Annotated in this window: 23 protein-coding genes and 1 pseudogene; all 24 read left to right on the top strand. The window is 56.8% G+C overall.

Going from position 1 to position 25,890, the window contains the following annotated elements:
* The 24 genes and pseudogenes from tagH to FDY98_RS17560 all read left to right on the top strand — a co-directional run bounded on the left by tagH (position 1) and on the right by FDY98_RS17560 (position 25,526).
* The gene (gene tagH / locus FDY98_RS17665; protein ID WP_155706026.1) at positions 1-1,467 is read left to right on the top strand and encodes a type VI secretion system-associated FHA domain protein TagH; all 1,467 of its coding nucleotides are present in this window, start codon (positions 1-3) and stop codon (positions 1,465-1,467) included.
* On the top strand, positions 1,464-2,003 hold the full coding sequence (gene tssJ, locus FDY98_RS17660; RefSeq protein ID WP_009287538.1) for a type VI secretion system lipoprotein TssJ: 540 nt from the start codon (positions 1,464-1,466) through the stop codon (positions 2,001-2,003). Before tagH ends, tssJ begins: the two co-directional genes overlap by 4 nt.
* Complete coding sequence (gene tssK, locus FDY98_RS17655; protein WP_155706025.1) at positions 2,003-3,340, top strand: type VI secretion system baseplate subunit TssK; 1,338 nt, start codon at positions 2,003-2,005, stop codon at positions 3,338-3,340. Before tssJ ends, tssK begins: the two co-directional genes overlap by 1 nt.
* A gap of 3 nt (positions 3,341-3,343) precedes the next feature.
* Complete coding sequence (gene icmH / locus FDY98_RS17650; RefSeq protein WP_009287540.1) at positions 3,344-4,189, top strand: type IVB secretion system protein IcmH/DotU; 846 nt, start codon at positions 3,344-3,346, stop codon at positions 4,187-4,189.
* An 8-nt stretch (positions 4,190-4,197) separates the two neighbouring features.
* Positions 4,198-6,819, top strand: a complete 2,622-nt coding sequence (gene tssH, locus FDY98_RS17645; protein ID WP_155706024.1) for a type VI secretion system ATPase TssH — start codon at positions 4,198-4,200, stop codon at positions 6,817-6,819.
* A 4-nt stretch (positions 6,820-6,823) separates the two neighbouring features.
* Positions 6,824-8,406 (top strand): annotated as a pseudogene (locus tag FDY98_RS17640) (sigma-54 interaction domain-containing protein).
* 62 nt (positions 8,407-8,468) lie between these two features.
* Positions 8,469-9,062 carry a type VI secretion system-associated protein VasI gene (gene vasI, locus FDY98_RS17635; protein WP_230805836.1) on the top strand — a complete coding sequence of 198 codons (594 nt, stop codon included), beginning with the start codon at positions 8,469-8,471 and terminating at the stop codon, positions 9,060-9,062.
* A gap of 18 nt (positions 9,063-9,080) precedes the next feature.
* Positions 9,081-10,544 carry a type VI secretion system protein TssA gene (gene tssA / locus FDY98_RS17630; RefSeq protein WP_051430513.1) on the top strand — a complete coding sequence of 488 codons (1,464 nt, stop codon included), beginning with the start codon at positions 9,081-9,083 and terminating at the stop codon, positions 10,542-10,544.
* Between the two features lie 44 nt (positions 10,545-10,588).
* Entirely contained in the window at positions 10,589-14,239 is a 3,651-nt protein-coding gene (gene tssM, locus FDY98_RS17625) for a type VI secretion system membrane subunit TssM (RefSeq protein ID WP_027956909.1), read from the top strand.
* A complete protein-coding gene (locus FDY98_RS17620; protein WP_035538127.1) occupies positions 14,223-14,834 on the top strand; it encodes a GNAT family N-acetyltransferase in 612 nt (203 codons plus the stop codon). The genes tssM and FDY98_RS17620 overlap by 17 nt, the downstream gene beginning before the upstream one ends.
* Positions 14,835-14,934: 100 nt before the next feature.
* Positions 14,935-15,072 (top strand): hypothetical protein, encoded by a 138-nt coding sequence (locus tag FDY98_RS17615; protein ID WP_155706023.1) that lies wholly within the window; start codon positions 14,935-14,937, stop codon positions 15,070-15,072.
* Positions 15,065-16,126, top strand: a complete 1,062-nt coding sequence (gene tssI, locus FDY98_RS28510; protein ID WP_340147029.1) for a type VI secretion system tip protein TssI/VgrG — start codon at positions 15,065-15,067, stop codon at positions 16,124-16,126. The genes FDY98_RS17615 and tssI overlap by 8 nt, the downstream gene beginning before the upstream one ends.
* The gene (locus FDY98_RS28505; RefSeq protein ID WP_340147028.1) at positions 16,126-17,283 is read left to right on the top strand and encodes a type VI secretion system Vgr family protein; all 1,158 of its coding nucleotides are present in this window, start codon (positions 16,126-16,128) and stop codon (positions 17,281-17,283) included. The genes tssI and FDY98_RS28505 overlap by 1 nt, the downstream gene beginning before the upstream one ends.
* 3 nt (positions 17,284-17,286) lie before the next feature.
* Positions 17,287-20,133, top strand: coding sequence for a DUF2169 domain-containing protein (locus FDY98_RS17605; RefSeq protein ID WP_155706022.1), 2,847 nt, complete (start codon positions 17,287-17,289; stop codon positions 20,131-20,133).
* A gap of 16 nt (positions 20,134-20,149) precedes the next feature.
* The gene (locus tag FDY98_RS17600; protein WP_027956904.1) at positions 20,150-20,485 is read left to right on the top strand and encodes an immunity protein YezG family protein; all 336 of its coding nucleotides are present in this window, start codon (positions 20,150-20,152) and stop codon (positions 20,483-20,485) included.
* 96 nt (positions 20,486-20,581) lie between these two features.
* Complete coding sequence (locus FDY98_RS17595) at positions 20,582-21,358, top strand: DUF2169 family type VI secretion system accessory protein (RefSeq protein WP_081742585.1); 777 nt, start codon at positions 20,582-20,584, stop codon at positions 21,356-21,358.
* Positions 21,348-22,451 (top strand): hypothetical protein, encoded by a 1,104-nt coding sequence (locus tag FDY98_RS17590; protein WP_027956902.1) that lies wholly within the window; start codon positions 21,348-21,350, stop codon positions 22,449-22,451. The genes FDY98_RS17595 and FDY98_RS17590 overlap by 11 nt, the downstream gene beginning before the upstream one ends.
* A 102-nt stretch (positions 22,452-22,553) precedes the next feature.
* A complete protein-coding gene (locus FDY98_RS17585) occupies positions 22,554-22,781 on the top strand; it encodes an HNH/ENDO VII family nuclease (protein WP_081742584.1) in 228 nt (75 codons plus the stop codon).
* Positions 22,782-22,783: 2 nt separating this feature from the next.
* Positions 22,784-23,257 (top strand): ankyrin repeat domain-containing protein, encoded by a 474-nt coding sequence (locus FDY98_RS17580; protein WP_027956901.1) that lies wholly within the window; start codon positions 22,784-22,786, stop codon positions 23,255-23,257.
* Between the two features lie 507 nt (positions 23,258-23,764).
* A complete protein-coding gene (locus FDY98_RS29675) occupies positions 23,765-23,911 on the top strand; it encodes an HNH endonuclease (RefSeq protein WP_081742590.1) in 147 nt (48 codons plus the stop codon).
* 20 nt (positions 23,912-23,931) lie between these two features.
* Entirely contained in the window at positions 23,932-24,453 is a 522-nt protein-coding gene (locus FDY98_RS17570; RefSeq protein ID WP_027956900.1) for an SMI1/KNR4 family protein, read from the top strand.
* A gap of 22 nt (positions 24,454-24,475) precedes the next feature.
* Entirely contained in the window at positions 24,476-24,643 is a 168-nt protein-coding gene (locus FDY98_RS26320) for a hypothetical protein (RefSeq protein ID WP_196518303.1), read from the top strand.
* Complete coding sequence (locus FDY98_RS29670; protein ID WP_155706021.1) at positions 24,625-24,810, top strand: immunity protein YezG family protein; 186 nt, start codon at positions 24,625-24,627, stop codon at positions 24,808-24,810. The genes FDY98_RS26320 and FDY98_RS29670 overlap by 19 nt, the downstream gene beginning before the upstream one ends.
* Positions 24,811-24,881: 71 nt before the next feature.
* Positions 24,882-25,526 (top strand): DUF2169 domain-containing protein, encoded by a 645-nt coding sequence (locus tag FDY98_RS17560; protein ID WP_081742583.1) that lies wholly within the window; start codon positions 24,882-24,884, stop codon positions 25,524-25,526.
* The last annotated feature ends 364 nt before the right edge of the window (positions 25,527-25,890 follow it).

The following is a 25,890-nucleotide window of genomic DNA, read 5'->3' as shown; positions in this document are numbered from 1 at the left end:
ATGAACGCCAACCCAATTTCCGCTGTAACGCTGGTCATTGCCAATAGTGAGCGTCTAGAAGGCCGTTCGACAAGTAGTCATGTCTTTCATGAAGTCGGCGGCACCCTAGGCTGCTCAACCGATGATGACTGGTTATTGCACGATCACGCCGGCCGAATTCGCCCGCAGCATGCCCAAGTGAGCAAAATTGACGGCAAGTTCTGCCTGATTGATAGCAGCGGGCACACCTTTATCAATCGCGCCACCCTACCGATTGGGCGAAACCGTAAGGTCGCTTTGAGCGAGGGCGATGAAGTACTCGTCGGCGAGTACCGTCTTAAAGTGCATTTGGGTGATCGGCAGAGTACTCAACCCGGTGCTCAACCTCTGGCCTCGTTAGTCAATGAAGAGCAGGAGGCGGTAGATGCGTATGGCCGCCCGTTGGTTCAAGAAGACCAGCCGCTACGTGCGGAAGCCGCAAAAAAAGAAGATCCCATGGAGGCTCTTGGCGGGGTAGCGCGTGGAGAGGGGCACGAAGACCCAATGGCCGCTCTCGACCCTCGTGCTGCCAATGCTCAGCTTTCCGAATCCATTGAAGAGATGCCTGAGTTGCTTGGCTCCGAGCGGCGCGTTGAAGGAAGTGTGGGGCGTGACCAGCAAGAGCGGCGCGAAGGCGCTGTTCGCATGCCCGCGATCAAACGCAAGCTAGGCAGCCATTCACCGGACAGCTATTCACCAAGCGGTTATTCACCAAGTAGTCATTCGCCAAACGGCTATACAGCAGGCAACCAGACAGAGAGGAGCAGTAGCATGGATGAGCGGGCAATAGATGACCTCGAACGTTCCGTTGGCGAGCAGTTAGAGGATCGCTGGCAAAAGCCTAGTGGCCGTTCCCTTGGCCATGTGGGGGCCGACCCGCTATTAAGGGGGTTGGATATCGACATTCCCTTCCGTGATAGCGAAGAGCAGCAGGCGTTTCTTGAAGAAGCGGGCCATACGTTACGGGCTGCTATTAATGGCTTACGTGCTCTGCAGCAAACCCAAAACGATAGCAAATACCCCCTCCGGGATCGTCGTTTACAGCCTATCGAAGATAATCCCCTGCGCCTTGGCCAGGCGTACGAGGCCACTGTCGAGACGATGTTTTCGGCCCAGCGCAGCCCGGTTCACCTTTCGGCGCCCGAAGCAGTGGGGGAGTGCCTGCGTCATCAAGGCCATCACCAAGCGGCAGTTGAGGAAGCCATTGAGTACGCCCTAACCGCTATTTTGGATGCCTTTTCACCTGAAGCGCTGCTCAAACGTTTCCATGCTTATCGGGGGGCAGGCACCCGCATTGAAGATGAAAACAGCTGGGCCTGGGAAATGTACCGCCACTACTACCACGAGCTTAACTCAGGCCGCCAGCTAGGTTTCCAAAAACTGTTCTGGGAGGTTTTCGAGCAGGCGTATGACCAGTCTGTTCGTCGCCAGCAGCGGGAGGGCGCATGAGCAAGGCCAAGAGCCTCGGGCTTGTTGGGGTGCTTTTAGTGCTGCTGTCAATCACGGGCTGTGCCTCGACCCGTGAAGCAGCCGGTAAAGCCTGGGAAGTCATGCTAGACCCCTCGATACCGGTTGGCTATCCAGAAGATCAGCCCACGCTGGTCGATTTAAGCATGGTCGCAGAGCCCGATGTGAACCCAAACATCGATGGCGAGGGGACGCCGCTGCGCTTTCAAATTTTGCAGCTTAAAGATGACTCCATGCTAATGGCGGCTGACATGGATCAGTTAAGTGAGGATATGGAGGCGGCATTGGGCACGAACTATCTGACCCATGACGACTTCACCTTGCTACCTGGCCAGTGGAAATTCTACGAACCCTTCGCCATTGAAGAGGACACGCGCTATATCGGTTTGATTGCGTTCTACGCTGAGCCAAACGAGGCGGAGTGGAAGAAAGTCGTCAAAGTGAAGGCCAGTTCAGAGAATTATCACTTGCTGGTTCATCTGCGCAACAGTGAAGTAGAACTAAGGAAGGAAGAGTGATGGCCAGTCGCAATCGCGTGGTATGGAGTGAAGGGCTATTTATCAAGCCGCAGCACTTTCAACAGCAGCGCAGCCTTGAAGGGTTGATTGATACGCGGCTTAAAGGGGTTAGTCACTATCTGTACGGATTTTTGACCCTGGAGTTGAACAACGAGTTTTTAAGCTTTGGCCGGATTGCGATTAGCCGGGCGAGTGGCGAGTGCGTCATGCCCGATGGCGTTGCTTTCCAATTGCCTGAGGATGATTTAGAGCCTTCTGCACTGGAAGTTGTTGATGCGGGCATTACTAACCAGGTGGTCTATTTAGGCTTGCCGCTAGCCACGGATAGCGTCGGGGAAGTGCGCTGGCCCGATGACGAACTGCCCGCACGTTATCGCCTTTCGCCGCGCAGCGTGCGCGACCTGCACTCCCGCGACGGTGATATGGCCGACCTGGATGTGGCGCGCGTTTCACCGCGCTTGTTGTTAGAGCAAGAAGACCGCAGTGGTTATGCCTGCTTGGCCGTTACGCGCATTCTAGAGCGTCGCCCCGACGGCAGCTTGGTACTGGATGAGCAATTTATCCCCACCTTAATGAACGTGCAAGCAGCGCCAAGCCTGCAGCGGTTTGTGGGTGAGATGGCGGGTTTGATGCGAGAACGGGCGCGTAATATTGCTCAGCGGCTGTCGACGCCCAATCAGGCAGGGGTGGCCGACGTAACGGATTTCATGCTGCTGCAGCTACTGAACCGTGCTCAGCCGCGTTTTCAGCATCTGGCGCGTTTAGGGCAAGTTCACCCAGAACGGCTTTACGACACCATGCACGAAATAGCTTGTGAGTTGGTGACGTTTACCGATGAGTCGCGTTTGCCGCCTGAGTGCCCTGCTTATGACCATGAGCATCCCGAGCGCGGATTCCGGCCCTTGATGCAGATGATGCGCCAAGCGCTCTCCACCGTGCTTGAACCCCGCGCGATCGCCATTCAGATACAGACACGGAAATTCGGCCTACTGGTGGCGCCGCTTTCGGATACCAGCCTGTTCGAAACAGCCGAGTTCATTTTGGCAGTGCGCGCCGATATGCCTAGCGAGCGCCTGCGTAAGCAGTTTCTACAGCAAACCAAAGTGGCCAGCGTCGAGCGTATTCGCGACCTTATTAGTCTGCAATTACCGGGTGTGCCCTTGGAGCCGTTACCGGTGGCCCCTCGTGAGTTGCCTTATCACGCGGGCTATACCTATTTCCAACTCAGCCGACAAAGCGAAGCCTGGGGAATGCTGGATGGTGCAAGCGGTTTTGCCTTCCACGTGGCGGGCGAATTTCCCGGGTTGGAGATGCAGTTTTGGGCGATCAGGAGTTAAGCCATGCAAGATATTGCCACGCATCAAGATGACGCCAAAAACGACTACCCGATGGGTGAGCCGGTTCGCCATGAAGATCAAATAAAAGACAGCGGCGTTGAGCAGTTGGTGCATAGCCATGCCCAGCACCTGAATGCTGACGAGGACTACTGGTTTCGGCTGCGCGGGCACAACTTAAACCCGCTGGTCGATGCATCGAGCAGCCTGCTGGGCATGGCGGTGCGCGTCCGACAGGTGGACGGCGCTGATGATCTCGAGCGCTTATATCGTCAGGTAGTGGACGAAATTGCCTCTATCGAAATTGAGCTAACCGAACAGGGGTATGACCGCCCGACACTGCTCGCCTACCGCTATGTGCTTTGCTCGTTTATCGATGAAACCGTGATGGGCATGCCCTGGGGGAGGCAGAGCGTGTGGGCTGAGCACTCGCTGCTAGCGAGGTTTCATAACGAGACCTGGGGTGGCGAAAAAGTTTTCTCTATCCTCGCGCGGCTGCAGCAAGAGCCTCATCGCTATCGCGACATGCTGGCCTTTATCTATTTGTGCCTGTGCCTTGGGTTTGAGGGGCGTTACCGGGTGAAAACCCATGGTCGTGAAGAGTACGACCAGATTGTACGCGCGCTGGGCGATCAACTGGCGTCCCTTGATGAGCCGCCAGATGAGATGCTGACCCAGCCACTTAGGCATGTGGTGAAAGGGCGTGGCAAAGGGATGCACGAGGGGTTACCGCTGTGGGCCATCTTTGCCCTGTTCGGCGTTACGTTGGTGGGTATTTATTTGGGGCTTTCTTGGTCGCTGGATCAGCAGGCTGAGCAAGTCAGAGCTTTACTCGATCAGATTTATCGTTAGGAGATAGCATGCTTAGGGTAGAGCTACCGGCGCTTATTAGTCGGCTGAATGGAATTTCTCGTCATGGCCTCGAGCAGGCCGCCGTGCTGTGCGCAGAGCAGCAAGCACCGGAGGTGACCACCGGGCACCTGCTGCTGGCGCTGGTCGACCAGCCGCTATGTGATGTGCGCTTACTGCTGGAAACGCTTGATATTGATGTCGAGGAGCTGCGCGCACGAATGGCTGAGGAGAGCCGTCCGCCTCGTGATCTTGAGGTGTCGACACCCAGCTTTTCGCCGTTATTGGTAGAGCTGCTGCAGGACGCGTGGTTACTGGCAGCCACCGAGTATGGACATCAAGCGCTTCGCAGCGGCGTGCTTTTCACGGCGCTACTGCACAACGCCCCGCGCTATTTAGGTCCGAAGAGCACGGCGCTACTGGAAGATATCAATCGCGAAAATCTACGCCGCCACTTGGAGCGTCTTACGGCCGATTCAGCCGAAGCACCTCGGGAGGGTGCCGACGCTAAACAACGCCAGGCTGCTCATCCTGCTGGCGATGACAGCGCACTCGCCCGTTTTGCTACCTCGCTGACCGAACAGGCGCGCAAGGGTGAGCTTGACCCTGTGCTGGGGCGTGACCCGGAAATCGACCAAATGCTCGATATCCTGGGGCGTCGGCGCAAAAACAACCCCATTGTGATTGGCGATGCCGGGGTGGGTAAAAGTGCTGTGGTAGAAGGTTTAGCAGCACGCATTGTGGCGGGACAAGTACCCGCTGCGCTGGCAGGTGTTGAGTTGCTGACCCTTGATCTAGGTGCGCTACAAGCCGGTGCCGCGGTGAAAGGCGAGTTTGAAAAGCGCCTTAAAGCGGTGATTGACGAAGTCAAAAACGCCCCTCGTCCCACGCTGCTATTTATAGATGAAGCGCACACGCTGATCGGTGCTGGTAACCAGGAAGGCGGCGGTGACGCGGCCAACTTGCTCAAGCCCGCCCTGGCCCGGGGCGAGTTGCGTACTATCGCCGCCACTACCTGGCGTGAGTACAAAAAGTACTTTGAAAAAGACCCGGCGCTGTCGCGACGCTTCCAGCCCATTGCGCTTTCCGAGCCAAGCGTTGAGCAAGCGCTGGTCATCCTGCGCGGTTTGCGGGATGTGTATGAGCGCGCCCACGGCGTGCTGATCGGCGACAGCGGCCTGCGTGCTGCCGCTGCGCTTTCTGCCCGTTACCTGGCCGGACGGCAACTGCCTGACAAAGCCATTGATGTGCTGGATACCGCCTGTACCCGATTGGCGCAGGCTCTGGATACCCCGCCCCGCAAGCTAAGCCACTTACAGAGTGAACATATCGCCGCGCTGCGTGAGCGCGATCAGGTCGAGCGTGAACGTCTGCTGGGGCGCGAACCGGATAGTGAACGCCACCACGACTTAACCGAACGCTTAGCCAAGCTGGAAGAGGAGTTGGCAAGCCTGGAAGCCGCCTGGCAAGCGCAGCGCGAATGCGTCGATGCCATTGTGGCGCTACACCGCCAACTGCTAGAGGCAACGGATAATGATGCCGTTGATCAACTTCCCGAGGGCGTGCATCAAGAACTCGCCGAACGGGAGCAGCAGCTGGCCCAACTGCAAGAGACGTTTGCGCTGGTTAATCCCAGCGTTGAAGAGGCGCAAATTGCCCAGGTGATTGGCGACTGGACCGGCGTACCGGTCGAGCGTATGACCAGCGACGAGCTAACCCGCCTCACCGAACTGCCGACCCATCTGGATGCGCTAATCCAGGGGCAGGGCAGTGCGATTGAGCGTATCCATCGCCACTTGCTAACCGCGCGTGCGGATCTCCGTCGCCCGGGGCGGCCATTGGGCGCATTTCTGCTGGTAGGCCCCAGCGGCGTGGGTAAAACCGAAACCGTGGTGCAAATTGCCGACCAGCTGTATGGCGGTCGTCAGTTTCTTACCACGATCAATATGTCGGAATACCAAGAGAAGCACACGGTTTCACGTCTGATTGGTTCGCCGCCGGGGTATGTCGGGTTTGGCGAGGGCGGGCTACTCACCGAAGCGATCCGTCAGCGCCCTTATTCGGTGGTGCTGCTGGACGAAGTCGAAAAAGCCCATCCCGATGTGCTTAACCTCTTCTACCAGGCGTTTGATAAAGGCGAACTGGCCGACGGGGAAGGGCGCGTTATCGATTGCAAAAACGTGCTGTTCTTCCTGACCTCTAACCTGGGCTACGAAGCCATCGTTAGCTATGGCGATGACCCAGCAGCGCTGGATGCCGCGCTCTACCCGGTGCTGGCTGAGTTCTTTAAACCGGCGCTATTAGCGCGTATGGAAGTGGTGCCTTACTTGCCGCTGGACGGCGATACCCTGCGTGACATCGTCAAGGCCAAGCTGGATACCTTGGCAACACGCATCCGTGAGCGCCATCGCCATGCCGAGGTGGTGCTGGATGACAGCCTGGCCGAGGCAATTTGTAAACGTGCGACGCGGAGTGAAAACGGCGCACGCATGCTGGAGTCGGTGATCGACGGTGAACTGCTGCCGCCGCTTTCCCGTGCCCTGCTTGAGCGTATGGCACGGCGCGAGAACGTTAGCCGGGTAGTGTTGGGCACGGATGCCGACAGCGGTGTCTTTACTGCGGAGGTGGCATAGCGCCATGCAGGTAAAGGCTCTTGACCAGCGCAATGCTAGCGAAGCGCAGCCTTTAGCTGGGCTGGCGGCTATGCCCATGGCGCTTGCGTTGGTTGAAAGTACCACACCACGGAGCTGCGCTTACGCAGTCGGCAACTGCTGGGTAATAGCCTGGGCTTGGCGTGGGTGGAGTGCCTCTATCTAGACAGCAGCGGCCGCTGGGTGGGCCGTGATAATAGTGAGGCGCGCTTCAACTGTGATGAGTTTAGTCACCCCTACGCCCATGCCATCCGCAGCGGTAAACCGGTGACACTGGGCGTGGGGGAAGCGCGTACCCGGCTTGATCATCCCGGTTTTCAAGCCCAAATAGCCTCCCTCAGTGGCGACTTGCGGCTACACGTGAGGCCGTTACGACTCCAGGACAGTTCGCGGGAGTGGCTAGGCGTGCTGGCCTTCGTCACGGAAGCGGCAACCTTGACGAACCTCATGGAGTGTAGCGATTTTGTCGCTTTTGAGGCCCTGCTGTGTCGGTTGTGGTCGCGCCTGGCAAGCAGTCAGGGAGAGCGTCAGAAATCAGCGGTATTGCGTGACTCGTTAGCCAAGCTCAACGACAACACCCGGCGCCAGGGGTTAGCGGCCAAGCTTGCGAGTGATTTGCTGGGTAACTCCATCGCCATGCAAGAGCTTCGGCAGCAGGTGATTCGTGCGGCCGAAACCAATTTAGCAGTGCTGCTCCAGGGCGAAACCGGTACCGGCAAAGACCTCGTGGCGAGAGCGATTCACCGTTTCTCGGCGCGCGCCAAGGCGCCGTTCATGGCGATTAACTGTGCCGCGATCCCCGAATCGCTGCTGGAGTCGGAGCTGTTCGGCCACTCCAAAGGGGCGTTTTCAGGCGCTGATCAAGCCAGGGAAGGGCTCATCGCCCAAGCCGACGGCGGTACGCTGTTTCTGGATGAAATCGGCGATATGCCGCTAGCGCTGCAAGCCAAACTGCTCAGGGTGCTGGAGAGCGGCCGCTATCGCCCCTTAGGGTCGAATGAAGAACGCTGTGCAGACCTGCGTCTTATTGCGGCTACCCATCAGCCGCTACGCGAGCAGATCAAACAGCAGCGGTTTCGCGCTGACCTCTATTATCGCTTAGGCCAGTTCCCGCTTTCGCTGCCTTCGCTGTCGGCACGGCGTGAAGACATCGCCTTTCTGGCCGAGCACTTTGTTGCTGATTTCTGTGTACGGGAAGAACGCAGTGAGATGGGCATCACACCCGCCGCGTTGCGGCAGCTAAAAGAGCGTGATTACCCCGGCAACGTGCGTGAGCTCAAAAACTTGATCGATTATGCCTGCGCCATGACCCCCGCCGGTGGCGATATTGAAGCCTTGCTCCTGCCCAGCGATACCGCCAGTGGCGCTGATTCAGCGACACCAGAAACCAGCGGCACGCTGAATAAGATCCATGATCTGCGCCAAGCGGTTCGTGATTATGAAGCGCAATTGATTAGCCAGCGATTGCTTTACTACGGCGGGAATCGTGCCCTTGCAGCAGAGAGCCTGGGAATACCCAAGCGAACGCTCTCCCACAAATGCCAATTGCTAGAACTGGATGCTAAATGAAAGTGACATTCGTAAGTTGCCGATGGCAGCACAGGCTATTGATTTGCCTCTGGCTACTAAGCATGAGCAGCGCACTACAAGCAGAGGATAGCGCAGTTGTATTGGAACAGGCGCATCAGTGTGGCCAAGAAAGCTCGCGTTTGGATCGCCTGGGGTGCTACGACAATCTGTTCCTGGACGAGCAGAGCACACCGAGTGATAGCGCTGAACTGCCGCCACTTTGGCACGCAGTTGTCAGCCAAGAAGAGAAACGCAATCCCGATGACTTTGGCCTGATAGTGAGCGCCGAGGGAAGCCAGGTATTAATGACGGTGCCCGCACGGGGCACAACGCCTCCGCGGCCCGTATTAGTACTGGCCTGCGAGAAGTTAATTACCCGCTTCCAGGTGCACCTGCCCAATGCCTTGGATACGCCCCGCGTGTCGTTGCGGGTCGTCGCGGATGGGCGTGATGTCTCTCAACAGTGGAGAGTGCGCGATGATGGCCACGTGGTAAGCGGTGGGCGCGGCCTGCCCGCCATTGAAACGCTGCGGCAATTATTGAGCGCCAACGAGCTTGTGTTGAGTAGCGACGCAGGGGCTCTGGACGGGCTGCGTTTTGATGTATCAGGACTGCGTCAGCAAATTCAACCGCTTCGCAGCGCCTGTCGCTGGTAGTGGGTATAGGAGTTCGTGATGCGTATAACGGCGGATAGTCACCTTGAACCCCTGCTAGCGCCTCTGCCTGCCAATGAGCAGGGTGAGGAGATCGGCGTTGTGCTGGAGGACAGCGCCGACTACCTGCGCCTTGAGGCTGAAATGATGAAGGTCGGCTCATTGCAGCACCAAGACGTCGATTGGGACACGGCAGAAGCATTAGCAATCACTATGCTCAGCCATAAGGGCAAAGACCTAAAGGTGTTGGGACACTTGCTGCACTGCCTGCAGCATGAAGGCAATGGCGTGCGTTTCGCGCTTTCCCTAAGGCTGCTGGCCGGTTGTCTTGAAGCCTGGTGGGCGTTGGCATACCCCTTCAATGGCGCACGTGGGGCTAAGTTGCGGCCCAGGCTGTTCCAGCAATTTACCCAACGCACGCTGAAGCTTGCCGCGGGCCTCGACTTTCATAATGCCGAGGATGAGTTTCTGGCCTGCCGCCACTCGTTGGAAAAACTGCAAACGTTAGCCGCGGACAAGCAGTTGCCCGCTGACTCACTTGACGAGCTGATGCGCCTGCTGGATGAAAAGCAGCCTAATCAAAACCGTGCTGCATCGGCCTCTCAAGGCGGCGACGCTTCCGGTAGCGATGCACGGACGGCCGCGTCTTCTTCCTCCAGCAGTGCTGAAAAGGTTGAGCAGCCCGGTGGGGCAAAAGTCCCCGAACTGCGTCTGGAGGCGGGCAATGAGCGCGCCAACCGCCAGTCTCTGCTCAAAATGGCCGATTTTCTAAACGAGCAAAACCCGGGCGAGCCGCTGGCATACCGCTTGCGTCGCTATGCCATCTGGAGCGCCATCCAGGCGTTACCTGCTGCAAGGGAAGGGGGGCGTACCGAGTTAGCCCCTGTGGCTGCTGACCGTGTGGCGGATTATCGAGAGGCGCTTTCCCGGGGCGGTGACGAAGCGCTTTGGCAGCGCATAGAGAAAAGCGTTGCGGTCAGCCCCTACTGGCTAGAAGGACACCGCTTGAGTGCCGAGCTGGCCAAGCGCCTAGGGCGGCCGCGCTGCGCTGAGGCTATTCGTGATGAGTCGGTGCGGTTCGTGGAAAGGCTCCCCGGTATTGAGTCGTTAACGTTTAACGATGGCTCGCCTTTTTTAGATAAAGAAACGCAGCAGTGGCTGTATAGCGGCGCGGGCAGCGGCGCAAATGACGGCGCCGGTGGCGGTGAAGCATGGCACGCGGGGTTAGAGGAAGCGCGTAGCTATATGGGGAGTGAAGGGTTAGGGCCTGCCCTGCAGGTGCTTGACCAGGGGTTAGCGTCGGCACGCTCCTTGCGCGAGAGCACGTACTGGCGCTTGGCCAGCGCTGATTTGCTGCAGGAGGCGGGGCTAGAAACGCTCGCCCAGCAGCACTACAGCACGCTGCACCAAACTGTTAATGAACTTGATTTAGAGCAGTGGGAACCAGCGCTGGTTTCGCGGCTTCAGGCATCGCTTAGGACATGACAACGATGATCGACTTTATCACTAGGGACGAGGATTAAAGGCTCATGTGGGGAACATTGAAATCAAAGCTGAGCCGCTGGGTGCCCGGCTTTTCACGTGCACAGAGCACTCACAATCGCGCCAAAGCGCAAGCTAACAGAGTCAAGGGGTTAGGGCGGCTTTCCATGGCCATGTGGGGCGTATTAATCGTGCTCCTATTAGTGGCCATCTGGTGGTTAGGGCCTAGCTGGGAGGTACGAGACAGTTACCCATTAGGCCCCTGGGTCAATCGGTTACTGGCCACCTTGGCGCTGGTAACGTTAGTGGCGCTGATTTGGGGCGTTCGGCTTTCCCGTCGACTGCGCGAAGCCGATGAGCTCGCGCAGGATATGGAGTCGCAGCAGTCAGACCCTATTCAGGAGAGTATCGACCAGCAGGAAACCTCGCTGAACAACGTATTATCCGAAATCATTGATAGCGTTGGCAGTGGGGACAGCAGCCGCTATCGCCTTCCCTGGTATTTGGTCATGGGGGTCGAAAACGCGGGCAAAACCAGCTTGGTCAACCGCTCTGGGCAAAACTTTGCGCTGTCCAATGTCATGAAAGCCTCTGGCATCAGCAGCAAGAAAAACCGCTTTGGTTTTGACTGGTGGATTGGCGATAAAGCGATACTCATCGACCCTGATGGCGAGTTATTGACCCAAGGCGCACTGGAAACTGGCGAGCCTGACGAACTGAATAGCCGCCTATGGGATCACTTCACCGAGTGGCTAGAGCGTAACCGCCCACGCCGCCCGCTGGACGGCGTTGTGCTGGTGTTGGATCTAGCCCGTCTTAGCCACGCCCAGGTAGCCGTTCGTAAAGCGTACGCGACGCTGTTACGTAGCCGCCTGCGCGAGTTGATGGAGCGCCACGGCAGCCGGTTACCGGTTTACGTCACCTTCAGCAAAATGGATTTGCTGCACGGTTTTGACGATTTCTTCCGCCATTACTCCCGTGCTGCACGGCGGGCGCCGTTAGGCTTTACCTTCTCGGCTAAATCCATTGATACACCGGGACAGTGGGAAGAAGAGTTCGCCGCCGCTTACGACAACATGCTGGAACGCCTTAACCGCGCAATGCCCACCATGCTGGCAGAGTGCCGCGACCGGGAAGAACGGGAGTCGGTGTTTCGCTTTGTGCGCCAGCTAGCAGGGCTGCGCGATGTGCTGCTCGGCTTCCTCAACGAAGCGCTCTCCAGCGACCGCTTTTCCACCGCGGCGATTGTACGCGGCACGTATTTCACCTCGGTTTATCAGCAGGGGGTGCCTGAAGATCCTTTCGTGGATGCTGCGGCACGCCGTTATGGCATGTCCGAAAGCGTTCAGCCTGCGCACCGTGCGACGCGCAGCGCGCTGTATTTCACTGAAGAACTGTTTGAGAAAGTCATTTATCCAGAAGCGGGGCTGGCCGGTGATAACGCCAAAGTCGCCCATCGCCGACAGCGTATTCGCCAAGCATGCATTGTTGGCTGCATGTTAGTGGCTGCGGTAATGATCGGTGGGTGGAGCCATTTCTACCAGAAAAACGCGACCTCGCTTTCCACCGTCGAGCATCGGGCGGAAACTTTCCTGGCCACTCACCCGGAAGAGTTCCAGAGCGACGACCCAACGGGCTACGAAATGCTGGCGCCGTTGGATCGCCTACGCGATGCGATGCAAACCTTCGAGGGCTACCGTACACACACACCTTTCCTTGCTGATATGGGGCTTTATCAAGGCCACATTATTGGTGGCCAGTTAGAGAATGCTTACCTCGCCATGTTGGAGTACCAATTCCTGCCGGCGTTGATGGTGGGCATCATGGATGACATGAACCGCGAAGAAGAGGGCAGTAACGCCAAGCTGGCGCTGCTGCGCATTTTGCGCATGATGTCTGACGCCAGCGGCCGCCAGCCCGAACGCGTACACGACTTTATGGCGCAGCGTTGGCAGTCGGATTTCCCCCAGCGTGGTGAAATCCAAGACCGCTTACTGGCTCATTTAGATTACGCCCTGCAGCACAGCGATTTGGAAAGCCGGGTTGCCGCTGGTAATCGGCGCGCTGAATATGCCATGGCGCCACTACGCGGCAGCTTAGTCGCCGCGATTGACGACCTATCACGCCTGCCGATGGATGAGCGGGTCTACGCCACCATGAAAGCTGACAGTAGCCGTCGCGGAGACCCTCTCGACCTGCGCCGTCAGGTGGGGTCGATGTTCAACACGGTGTTTATGGCGCGTAACGATGAGCCCTCGTATGTGCAACTGCCGTATCTGGTTACCCGGGGTGGCTTCGAAAATCACTTCCTGCAACAGCTTGATAGGGCAACCGAGCTAGCGCTTATCGACTTGTGGGTATTGGATCAGCGCGAAGACATCAACTTCAGCAACGCTGACCGTCAGCAACTGCAAAATGCCCTGCGTGACTATTATGTCAGTGACTATCGCGTGAGTTGGCGTGATGCCCTGCGCAACACCCAGCTTGTGCCCCTGCCGGACATTCATCAGGCAGCGGTGGTCGCCGATGCGCTGGTCAGCGCAGAGCGCCCGTTAGACCGTCTGTTAGCAGCGGTCGAGCAGAATACCCGTCTCTATCCGGAACTGCCTGAAGATGACGAGGAAGCCCGTGAAGCGCTACAGCGCTCACCGCGCTATCAGCTTGCCCACGATATCGAGCAGCAGTTTACCGCGATTAACAAGCTCTCCACCGCCCAAGAGGGTGACCCCTCCTCGTTGGAAGAGATCAAATCGGCGGTAACGGAGCTGCGTGATTACCTGCTAGAGATAGACGAGGCCAGCGACCCAGGGCGTGCCGCTTTTATCGGCGCGCGTGACCGCTTATCGCTGCGCGGTGATGACCCCATTTATCGCCTGCAGCGTATAGCTGACAGCTCGCCCGAGCCTGTCGCAAGCATGTTGAAAAGCCTGGCGGATCAAAGCTGGCAGCTCATCATGGCAAGCGCTATCAGCCACCTGGAAAATATCTGGATAGATGAGGTGGTGGCTCCCTATCAAGAGCGTTTAGCCGGGCGCTATCCGCTGGTGCCCAGTGCAAGCCGGGATGCTTCGCTAAGCGACTTTGAAGCCTTCTTTGCTCCTGAAGGTATCCTCGACAACTTCTATCAGGATAACTTGCAGCCCTTTATCGAAGGTGCGCCTGAGCAACTGGTGGATACCCAGGGTAATTCGCTACTGCGTGAAAGCGTGTTTGCCGCCGTGTCACAGGCGGAACAAATTCGCCGTGCCTATTTTGGCCCTGATGGTGCGCTAGACGTCGAGTTCGCTCTTGAGCCGATCAGCTTAAGCCCCGACAAGCGGCGCAGTGTGATCAGTGCCGATGGCCAGCTCATTGATTACACTCACAGCGCCAGTAGTCGGGTCTCCATGATTTGGCCAAATACGTTGCGTGGCGGCACGGATAGCCGCATCACCATGGTGCCCAGCCAGGTAAATCACTCGCCGCGGAGTATAACCCGCGATGGCGCCTGGGCTTGGTTCCGGCTGTTGGAAGAGGCAAACATCACCAGCGTTAATGAGCGTGAGTTAGAGCTACGTTTCAACGTGGACGGGGGCGCTATGCGTTATCGCCTATTTACCGATAGCGCCCCCAACCCCTTTACCCGTTCGCCCGCCGCAGGCTTCCAGTTACCGTCGGCACTCTATGCAGAACGAGGGCCCTATGCTGACGAAACTTAAGCAGTGGCTCTCCCCCTCAGCTAGCACGACCCATGACCACCCAGGTGGTCATGTGGATAGCGGCCCTGATGTTAATGGCCAAGCATCTTCCCGCGCGCTTGAAAGCGCCCGCGAAGGGGATATCGATAGTTTTATCGAAGCCGTCCAGCGTGCCGATGCAAAAGGGCATTCGCCCTGGGTACTGCGTGACAAGGCCTACCTGGATACGCTGCGCCGTGCTCTGGAATTTACCTTGCATCGCCAGGTGTGGTTGCAGCGCGAGCAAGAGCACGTTGAGCACTGGCAGGGGCGTTTACTCGCCCTGCGCCATGGGGATGGCCCGCCCCTGGGCATGGTGTTGGCGTGCCGACCCGATGACGAAGCCGCCTGGCAACTGCGTTTCTTCTTTATTAGCCAGGAATGGAAAGGCAGTGGCCATGGTGCACGTTTGCTGACCGCTGCCCGGCTGAGTTTAAGCGGTGTGCCGCTACAAACGCGGCTACCACTGGGTTGCCACACGGCGATTCAAAGCCTGGAAGCGGCGGGGTTTCAGCGCATGTACGTCGATGCTTTTGAGGTGGCGAGCTACGAAGCGCCAGCAAAATGGGATGAGTAAGGCAGCGGCAGCCAAGGCTTTTAAGCGCCGATTGTGAAGCGCTGCTGATAGCCACAACTGCCGTCACCCTGTCTAGAAAAACAGCAGCGGAGGAACAGTAATGGGACGAAAAAAGGTAGTGGCTGGTCGCTTAATCATCACGCTGGACGATAAGCCGGTTGCGCTGACCAATCATGCAGTTTTCTGCGGCGGTATTTTAATCGGCAGTGGCCGCGAAGAGGGGGCTTACAATGGCTGATAATACGGGTCTTCAGTTTACCTTGACCCTTCCCGGGGCTACTGACACGGCGGTGGTGAGCTTTACCCATCGCGAAGCGCTGTCGGAGACGTTTGCGCTCACCGTTGAGTTCGCCAGCCGCACCCACGACCTGTCGCCCAGCGACTGTTTGGATCAAAATGCCACGCTCACCATTTGGCAGGATGGCGAGCCGCTGCGCCGAGTCCATGGCATTATCGCTGAGCTGCATCGCGGCGATCGCGGGCACAGGCGCAGCTTTTATCGGGTGGAAATTCGCCCCGCCCTGTGGCGACTATCGCTACGGCATAACTCTCGTATCTTTCAAGACACCATCCCTCATGATGCAATCAAAACGTTAGCCAGCGAGCGTGGCCTCACCGATATCGAGTTTGCCACTACGCGCACACCGCCCAGCCGTGAGTTCTTGGTTCAGTACCGTGAGACCGACCTGGCCTTTATCGAGCGCTTGGCCGCCGAAGAGGGCTGCTTTTATTTCCATGAGTTTGAGAACGCTGAAGGCGGGGCTCATCAGTTGGTGTTTGCCGATGCCACGGTGGTACTGCCTAACATCGGCGAGCGTACCTACCACGGCCGCGCCGGTGGCACGCCGCCCCGACGTCACTTGCGCAAGTTACGCCAGGTCAGTCGGGTACGCCCCGCCTCGGCCACACTCAAGGATTACAGCTTCAAGAACCCGCCTTACGCTCAGCTACACGAACACCAGGCCCCCAATCTAGGGGAGCACGCTCAGCGAGAGGATTACGAACACTACGACTACCCAGGGCGCTATAAGAAGGACGCCTCCGGCAAGCCGTTTACCCGCCACCGGCTAGAATCGCTACGTGCCGACGCCACCACCGCCGAAGCGGAAAGCGACCTCCCCGAACTCGCCCCCGGTACCTGCTTTACTCTCACCGACCACGATATCGATAGCCTCAACCGTGCTTGGCAGGTGGTATCGGTGGTGCACCACGGCGAGCAACCTCAGGCGCTAGAAGAGGATGGCATGCGCGGGGGGGTAGTGGGGCCAGCTCAGCGCAAGCAGGCGAGCTGATGACCCGCTACCACAATGAAGTGGTGATCATGCCCCGGGATCAGACCTTCCGCCCGGTGCCCAACCCCAAACCCCGGGTCGATGGCCCCCAGGTGGCCTTTGTAGTCGGGCCAGCGGGCGAAGAGATCTACTGCGACAAATATGGCCGGGTCAAAGTACAGTTTCCTTGGGATCGCTACTCCGCCTCTAACGAAACCGCCAGCTGCTGGGTGCGCGTTGCCCAGGGCTGGGCAGGCGGCGGTTATGGCAGCATGGCGATCCCCAGGATCGGGCATGAGGTCATTTTGTCGTTCTTGGAGGGAGACCCAGATCAGCCGCTCATCACGGGGCGCACCTACCACGCGGTTAACCGGCCGCCTTATCCGCTCCCTGCCTACAAAACCCGCACGGTCATCCGCACCCAAAGCCACAAGGCGGAGGGCTTTAACGAGCTGCGCTTTGAAGACGAAGCGGGCGAAGAGCAAATTTGGGTGCACGCCCAGAAAGACCTCGATCTGCTAACCCTTAACGACCGCACCGAGGACATCAAGCGCGATAGCACCCTGCACGTCTTTCGTGATCGCACCACCGACATCGACCGCGACGAAACCCGCACTGTCCACCGCCATGAAGTCCACACGGTGCATGGCAACGAGACCCATACCGTCGACGGTAACGAAACCTTTACCGTGCACAAGAACCGTCGCAAAACGGTGGATGGCAACGAAACCGACCGCATCGGCAAAAACTGGTCGAGCAAAGTCGGTAAGAACAAAACCGAAACCGTTGGCAAGGCGTACCTGCAGAACGTCGGCATGGGCCGCATGGAAAACGTCGGCCTGGGCTACAGCCTCAACGTCGGGGCGATAATGAATACCCTGGTCGGGCTCAGCAAGAGCACCCAGGTGGGGCTTAACCACTCGCTCAATGTCGGGCGCAACATCACCCTCAAGGCCGGTAACCAGCTCACCCTGCAGGTAGGCAACAGCCGGCTGGTGCTCACTGAGGACGCCATCTACCTGGATGCGGGTGAGATCCACGTCAAGGCGGGCACCAAGGTGCATGTCGACGGCCCCGATGACGTACTGCTCAACACCGGCACGGCCCAACCCGCACCGGGAAGTGCCGAGGAAAGCGATGGCCCTGAACCAAGCGACGCTAAGTCGCCGGGGTGGTAGTACATGGCGCAAGTGATTAATCCAACGTCGTTCCCCCATGCGCTGTATCGCAAGCTCGGCCCGGGCGACCAAGAGTATGATGTGGTGGTGGTCCGCGCCACCTACCGCTTCACCGAAGACAACTGGCCGCTGTTCGAGTCCAGCCACCAGCAGCCGATTCGCTGGCAGCCCACGCTTGAGGGCGATAGCGACAACCTGTATGCCCAGGTCATCACCGATGACCGCGACGTGCTGCTCGGCAAACTGAGCACCGAAGTGCACGTGCATGGCACCCTGCGCTCGCCCACCGGGCAACCGCGCAGCACCTGGCAGGTGCGGGTACAGGTAGGCCCGTTGGACAAACGCCTGATCGTGCGTGGGCCACGGGAGTTCCGCTGGCAACTGCTCGGTGGCTGGCGGGTCACTGACCCCACGCCGGTGAGTGAAGTCCCGCTGGACTACCGCTACGCCTTCGGCGGCCACTACAGCCTGCCCGACGGGGACGCCCTTGCTAACACGCTCTACTACCCCGACAACCCCGCTGGGCGGGGCTGGTTGCCATCACGTGCTGACTATAAGCGGGTGTCCAGCGAGGTCGCCCGGTACCTAAAACCTGACCTTAACGCTGTGACACGGCTACCCGCCCCCCAACTGGAAGACCCGGATTGGCTGGTCACCTCACCCTTCGACCGCCCGGCCCCGGCAGGCTTTGGCCCCATCGCCCCCTGGTGGGAGCCCCGGGTCAGTTATCAAGGCACCTTCGACAACCACTGGAAAACCCAGCGGTTGCCCTACTGGCCCGAAGACTTCGACTATCGCTTTCACCACAGCGCCCCGGCGGATCTGGTCGCGCCTGACTACCTGCGCGGTGACGAACTGATGATCCTCACCAACTCCTGCCCAATAGCCGCGCGATCATGGTGGGAGACCGCCAACGCTTTCGCCACCGCACCCGGCTACCGGGCATCGCCCTGCAGGCTCTCACCGAACACGCCAGTGGCCAGCGGGGCAATACCCTGTTGGCGCTGGACACGGTGGGTATCGACCTGGATCGTGAAGACGTCACCCTCACCTGGCGGGCACTGTTCCCGCTCGATGACCCACTCAAGCAGGTACGCATCCGGCGCACACGGCTGGCAGCGACCTCATCCACCGGAGGAGCGCGCCATGTCGGATAACGCGCACGAGCTAGCCCCCATGTGTGTGACACCTGACGGACTGTGCGAAGAGGGCGACGGCCCACCCGGTGCTGACAGCAGCACACCGCGCGATACCCAGGGAGAGTCACCCCAAGGCGAAACCCTTAGCGGCCAAGCCCGTCACGCCGGTAATGCGGAGGCCCGATGGAGAGCGTTGACCAGCTTTCCTGATTTTTGTCAGGTGGGTGACAAGATCGTGGGTTTTGACTCCTCGGGACCGCTTGGCAACCCGGTGAACTACTCGCCTAACGTGATCACCGCCGGGCAGCGCACCTACCGGGTCGGCGATTTATGCCAAGGCACCGAGGGCAACGCCGGATCGGGGGTGGGCTCTGGCACCTCCCAGGGCAGCGGCCACGTGCTGTTCATGACCGGGCACGACAACGTCAAAGCCAACGGCCTGCCTGTCGTTCGCGACGGCAGCGAATGCACGATCAACTGCAACGCCGCCGGGGCAGGCGGCGCCAAGGGCTATGTCCACACCAACACCGAGAGCGTCAACAGCCAGGCCGAAGAGAGCAGCGAGGCGCTCAGCGAGGCTGAACTGTTTCAGCAACAAGGCGAAGCCAACCTAGAACGCGTGGGCGAGCTACGCGACGCCCTGCACGATAACCCCAACGGCAAAACCGCTGCCGAGGCTGAAGCGCTCTATGCGGAGGTTCAGCAATTAGCCAGCGAGACCCGAGCTCAACAAGACGCCCTTATGGATGCGCTAAGGGAAGGGCGCATCAGCGGTAACGACTATATCGAGAGTAGTTTTGAGGTCGACGAGGCTGCTAATCGTGCCGCCGATATGCAGCAAGAAGCCGAGCGCCAAGTGCGTTATACCTCAGAAAGTGGTCGCAACATCCGAGCAGCGGGGGTGTTTGTGGCCGAAGCCGCTACACCGTATGGCATCGTTGTGGATATACAAGACACAATGGCATTGTGGGGCGAAGGTAGATTACTCGCCGCGTCGGGCATGACCCTGCTGACGGCTGCCTCGGTTATTCCGGGGGTAGGGCTTTTACGTAAGGCGGATGACGTCGTGGACATTGCCCGGAATACTGATAGGACAGGAGATGCGGCGGGAAGTGCCAATCGCAGTGGGACGCCAGGAGACAACGAAGGGGTGCAGATTAGCGCAAAGCAAGGAGGGAAGATTGTTCACCGGTTTGATAATGTTACGGATTTCAATCGGGCGGCTAACAATCCTCTACCAAATGCGCGTTATGAATATGGTACGTATGCTTGGGAAACTGATAATCTGGGCCGAGTCACGGAAGCTTCCGGAACAGTCCGGTTGGATGCGCTGGATGGCCGAGCAGGCACGGACGGCATTAGCACTAGTGTTATTGGAAAGGAAGGACAGCCAGGAGATGTAGGCTTTCACCTTATTGGTGATCAGTTCGGTGGGCCTACAAATAGATTGAATGTGGTGCCGGGTAATGGGGCACGAGTAAATCCCAATGGTCCGCCGAATTTGAACCAGGGCCAATATGGGAAATTTGAGCGCTCTATGAAGCGAGCTGCCCAAGATCCAGTGAATGTTGGGAAGAATGTGGAAGTCAGGATTTCGCCTCAGTATAACCCCAATAATAGTACAAATAGGCCTGATGAGTTTGAAGCTTCATACCGTGTTGATGGAGAGCGCTGGAAAACGTTTGTATTTGAAAATAAACAAGGTGGATAAAGAAAGGAGTAAGTAAATGTCTATAGAATTTCAGAAAAATGTTGTTCAAGAGGTGGCAGGCTTAGTTGGGCCAGGATGGGAGAAGATAACTGTAAATATTGAAATTGATGATGTTGAAGGAGAAATAGTGGTAAGCCCAGAGGCTGATGTTTGGTATGACGGAAGTGCCGATGAACTTCGATTAGATATAGTGGCTCGAAATTCTTTTAAAAAGCTTCGTGAGGTTATGGCCCAGAACGATAAGGAAAATCGTGCCTGGACGATTTGCGATCTTGAAATTCAGAATGATGGACAATTCAAATTTAAGTTCTCATATGATGAACCGCCTAGATTGGCTACTTTGAAGGAATGACAAAGAGAGCTCTTAATATTCTGTGCCAGCGGTAGTGTTCAGAATTCTGTGTCAGCTAGCTCACAGGTAGATATGATCGTCTAGTTCCGCTGGCAACTGCTCGGTGGCTGGCGGGTCACTGACCCCACGCCGGTGAGTGAAGTCCCGCTGGACTACCGCTACGCCTTCGGCGGCCACTACAGCCTGCCCGACGGGGACGCCCTTGCTAACACGCTCTACTACCCCGACAACCCCGCCGGGCGCGGCTGGTTGCCATCACGCGCTGACTATAAGCGGGTATCCAGCGAGGTTGCCAGGTACCTAAAACCCGATCTCAACGCCGTCACGCAGTTGCCTGCACCTCAACTGGAAGACCCGGACTGGCTGGTCACCTCACCCTTTGATCGTCCGGCTCCGGCAGGCTTTGGGCCCATCGCCCCCTGGTGGGAGCCCCGGGTGAGTTATCAAGGTACCTTCGACGAGTACTGGAAAACCCAGCGGTTGCCCTACTGGCCCGAAGACTTCGACTATCGCTTTCACCACAGCGCCCCGGCGGATCTGGTCGCCCCCGACTACCTGCGCGGCGACGAACTGATGATCCTCACCAACTGCTTAGCCAATAGCCAGGCGATTATGGTGGGAGACCGCCAACGCTTTCGCCACCGCACCCGGCTACCGGGCATCGCCCTGCAGGCTCTCACCGAACACGCCAGTGGCCAGCGCGGCAATACCCCACTGGCCCTCGACAGCGTGGTGATCGACCTGGATCACGAAGACGTTAGCCTCACCTGGCGGGCACTGTTTCCGCTCGATGACCCGCTCAAGCAGGTACGCATCCGGCGCACACCGCTGGCGGCGTTATCATCTACCGGAGGGGCACGCCATGTCGGATGACAGCAACACGCCACCAGACGCCCAGGGGCAAGCCCGTAACGGCCAGGCCCGCCACGCCGGTAATGCGGAGGCCCGCTGGAGAGCGTTGACCAGCTACCCTGATTTTTGTCAGGTGGGCGATAAAATCGTGGGTTTCGATTCCGAGGCGACGCTCGGCAACCCTGTGAACTACTCGCCCAACGTGATCACCGCCGGGCAGCGCACCTACCGGGTCGGCGATTTGTGCCAAGGCACCGAGGGCAACGACGGCTCGGGGGTGGGCTCCGGCACCTCCCAAGGCAGTGGTCACGTGCTGTTCTTGACCGGACAGGACAACGTCAAAGCCAACGGCCAACCGGTTGTCCATGACGGCAGCGAATGCACGATCAACTGCAACGCCGCCGGGGTAGGCGGCGCCAAGGGCTATGTCCACACCAACACCGAGACCGTCAACAGCCAGCCCGAAGAGACCAGCGAGTCACTCAGCGTGGCCGAGCAATTACAGCAAGAGGCACAAGCCAACCTGGAACGCGTAGGCGAACTACGAGAGGCTTTGAACGACAACCCCACAGGCAAAACCTCGGAACAAGCCCTGGCGTTGCGGGCGCAGGTAGAGGAGCTTTCCCAGACGGTGGAGCACCAGCAGCAAGCGATGATGGAGGCCTCTCGCAACGGCACCCTCACGGATGATGAGCTGCATGATTTGATAGACTACATCAATGAAGCTACCGCCAGTGTTGGAGAGTTGCGAGAGAACGTTGGACGGCAGACCGCGCGTGCCAATGGCAAAGGGACATGGGTTGATTTTCTTATTGGTTTTAACCCCGTTATAGCGGGAGCACAGCTGCTTGAAGGAGTGGGAGATGGCATCAGGTCAGGCCAATACGGCCAGGCCATTTTGCCTGTGTTACTTGATGCTACGCCCATCGGGCGCTCTCTCGGTTCCTTTGTTAACAAGGTGTTTGGCGGTTTCAAAAAGCCCAAGAGGGTTGACAGAGATTCGTCTAGTAGCACTGACGACACCTCGACTAAGGCGGATGTGCCACCACCGGCGCCTGAGGAAGGGGGGGCAGATTGCGGGGCGAGGAAAAACTGGGCAAGGAGGGGATATTGATGTTCCAGTTAAAACCCCTACTCTGACTCTAAGAGAAGGCCTAAGTACGGTAAGGGTCAGGTTGAAGATGTATGGGAGAACGCGAAGCAACCTGACGGAAATATCTATGATCCGAATACAGGTGAGTTACTAGAATGGGACACTTCGAAGTCAAGGGCTGGTCAGTGGGATATGGGGCATAAGCCTGGTCACGAATATCGAAAACTACACAAGGACTACATGGATGATAAGATCACGAAGGAAGAGTTCATGACGTTTTATAGAGACCCAAATAATTATCAGCCGGAATCTCCTAGTGCAAACCGGAGCCGTAAGTACGAGGTCGACTAAATATGAGTATTGAAGATGTTTTTCAGGCGATCCGATTAAAGAACTACCAAGACTATCTTCGTTTAATTGATGGCGTTGATGTAAACGCAGAAAACGAAGATGGACAAACACTGCTTCATGAGGCTGCTGCTTACAATAGCCTTGAGTGCGCCCGGGACCTAATTTCCAGAGGAGCGGATGTAGATAGCCAGGATCCGAAGGAAATGGTTCCCTTACACTATGCTGCTGCCAATGGAGCGTTTGAGGTTGCCGAGATTTTAGCTGAAGGTGGGGCAAACTTTTCTATCAGTGATAAGTACGGAAATGAGCCTTTGTGGACAGCGGTTTTTAATGCCAGAGGGAACTATAAAACAGTCGATCTATTTGTAAGGCACGGCGCAAACCCCAACCATAAAAATGATAGTGGAAAGTCCCCGTTTGATTTCGCCAAGCAAATTAAAGATTTCGGATTGATCACAATGCTTGAGAATGAGTAGTATCAAAGACGAGCCTCCAAGGCAGATTGAGGATATACTTCGAGGTGACTACCCGGAGCTTTTCGATCGTCACAACCTTCAGGCTTTCGGACTGTTGACGTCTGAAATATGAGCCTGTGAACCAAGTTCTGTAACTGCCTATGAGTAATGTATTCAAAAGCCTGTATCATGCAGACCGGTAGTGTTCAGAATTCTGTGTCAGCCGTTCGTCCCGTCTGAATTCAGACCGATTCTAACGAAGCCGTTGGATACGCGTGGTTCAAGGCTGGGCGGGCGGCGGCTACGGCAGCATCGCGATCCCCAGGGGCGGCCTGACCCAGATCAGTCGCTGATCACCGGGCACACCTTTTATGCGGTGAACACGCCACCTTAACCGCTACCGGCCAACAAAACCCGCATGGTGATCCGCACCCAGAGCCATAAAAGCAAAGGCTTTAACGAACTGCGCTTTGAAGATGCCACCGGCGAGGAGCAGGCTGGCTCCTCGTCCAAAAAGACCTCGACCTACTGGCCCTCAACGACCGCAGCGAAGAGGTCAAGTGCGATAATTATACCTGGCATAGGGGGACAGCACTACATCATCTAGATAATGTGACAATACAGTTTATTCCTACAAAGTTGCACGGAAATATACCGCATATAGGATCTGCATAAGATCTTAGAGGAGGGTTTTAATGTACAGTGAAATTTTAAGGAACCTTGGGGCAAGGGCATTGAAAGATGATTCAATTGAGCAATGTTCTTATGAGCAAGTATGCTCAGAGCTCGATATCAGACTACCAGATGATTATGTGTTGCTGTTAAATGATTATAATGGCTCAATTGTTTTTGATAATGGGACTATGTTTAAGCCAAAACAAAAAACTCCGATTGATTCAGAAGATGGCTTTCAGTCATTGGAGATTCTTTATGGTTTAAGTGGAAAGAATAATTTAATAAAGAAAAATGTGATGTATAAAGATCAGATTCCGGCTGGTTTTGTAACAATTGGTGAATCTATTGGAGGCAGTCAGATATGCGTGTCAAGCGCTGGCGGTGGTATTTATTTTTGGTTTCATGAGGCTGAAACTGATGATGGCTCTCTATTTGTAGTGTCGGATAGTCTCAATAGCTTTATTAATTCACTGATAATTGACGACATGCAAGGTAAAAATAAAAGAGAAGTGGATGATTCAGGCTCATTTTTAGATTTTTAATCGTGATGGATGGGAGTTTTAAATGAGTGTTAATCTACAGGGTAATGTAGTTCAGGAGGTCTTGCTTTTAGTACCTCACAAGTGGGATAAAATTCAGCTGAATATTGAAATTGATGATATTGAAGGTGAATTAGTCATTAGCCCGAAGGGAAAGTATTTATTGGTGATGAATTGTATGAGTTACGCTTAGGAGTTGATACCACTAATGCTTTTAAAGAACTCCGCAAGGTTATGGCTCAGAACGATAGGGAAAGCCGAGCCTGGACTATCTGCGACCTTGATGTTCAAAATGATGGCCAATACGATTTTAAGTTCTCATATGATGAACCACCTAGGTTGGCTACTTTGAAAAATTGATAATAAAGGCTCTTCGTCGGTAGTGTCAGAATTCTGTGTCAGCTCATGAATCCAGGGTATAACGGTTTGTAATTGGCGGGAATTGCACCCTGCTCTCGCCCACAGGCCAGCCGCGCAGCACCTGGCAGGTGCGGGTGCAGGTGGGCTCTGTGGACAAACGCCTGATCGTGCGCGGGCCACGGGAGTTCCGCTGGCAGCTGCTCGGCGGCTGGCGGGTTACTGACCCCACTCCGGTGAGCGAAGTCCCGCTGAACTACCGCTATGCCTTCGGTGGGCACTACAGCCTGCCCGACGGGGACACCCTCACCAACACGCTCTACTACCGCGACAACCCCGCTGGGCGGGGCTGGTTGCCATCACGCGCTGACTATAAGCGGGTGTCCAGCGAGGTTGCCCGGTATTTAAAACCCGACCTTAACGCCGTCACACGGCTACCCGCTCCCCAGCTTGAAGATCCCGATGCCCTGGTCACCTCACCCTTTGATCGTCCGGCTCCGGCAGGCTTTGGGTCCATTGCCCCTTGGTGGGAGCCCCGGGTCAGTTATCAAGGCACCTTCGACGAGCACTGGAAAACCCAGCGTTTGCCCTACTGGCCTGACTTGAGGATGCCACCGGCGAGGAGCAAATTTGGCTCCATGCCCAAAAAGATTTCGACTGCGGTGAAACCCATACCGTGCATGACAACGATACCTACTGCATGGGCAAAGATTGAATAAAGTCGACAATAATCAAACCGAAATGGGGCAGTCTGTACCTAAAAAAGGTTGGTCACAAACTATTCAAGTAAATCGTTAGACGCTTTAGTGGCTTCTCTACTCGAAGGTTGGTATTGCTTGCCCCTCGCACCATGGTTGTCGATATATAGATATTGCCACTTCAAACCGTCCATGGCTAAGGCAAAGTGGATTTTACTTGAGATTATAGAAAAATTAGTGTATTTAAAAAATTGTGGCGAAGTATTATGAGGATGCTAGTGGGTGAGTGTGGTAAGATTCGCTATCACCATTTTTGGATCAATGAAGAGAGGGATCGAAATGACTGAGAGGGACTTACCTTACCCCAACAAGCCAGTAGGTGTAG

The organism is Halomonas sp. PA16-9 (assembly GCF_009728585.1).
In the GTDB taxonomy this organism is placed as follows: Bacteria; Pseudomonadota; Gammaproteobacteria; order Pseudomonadales; family Halomonadaceae; genus Vreelandella; species Vreelandella titanicae.
Note: the sequence above shows the minus strand (reverse complement) of the source record. Positions and strands in the feature narration are given on the sequence as shown.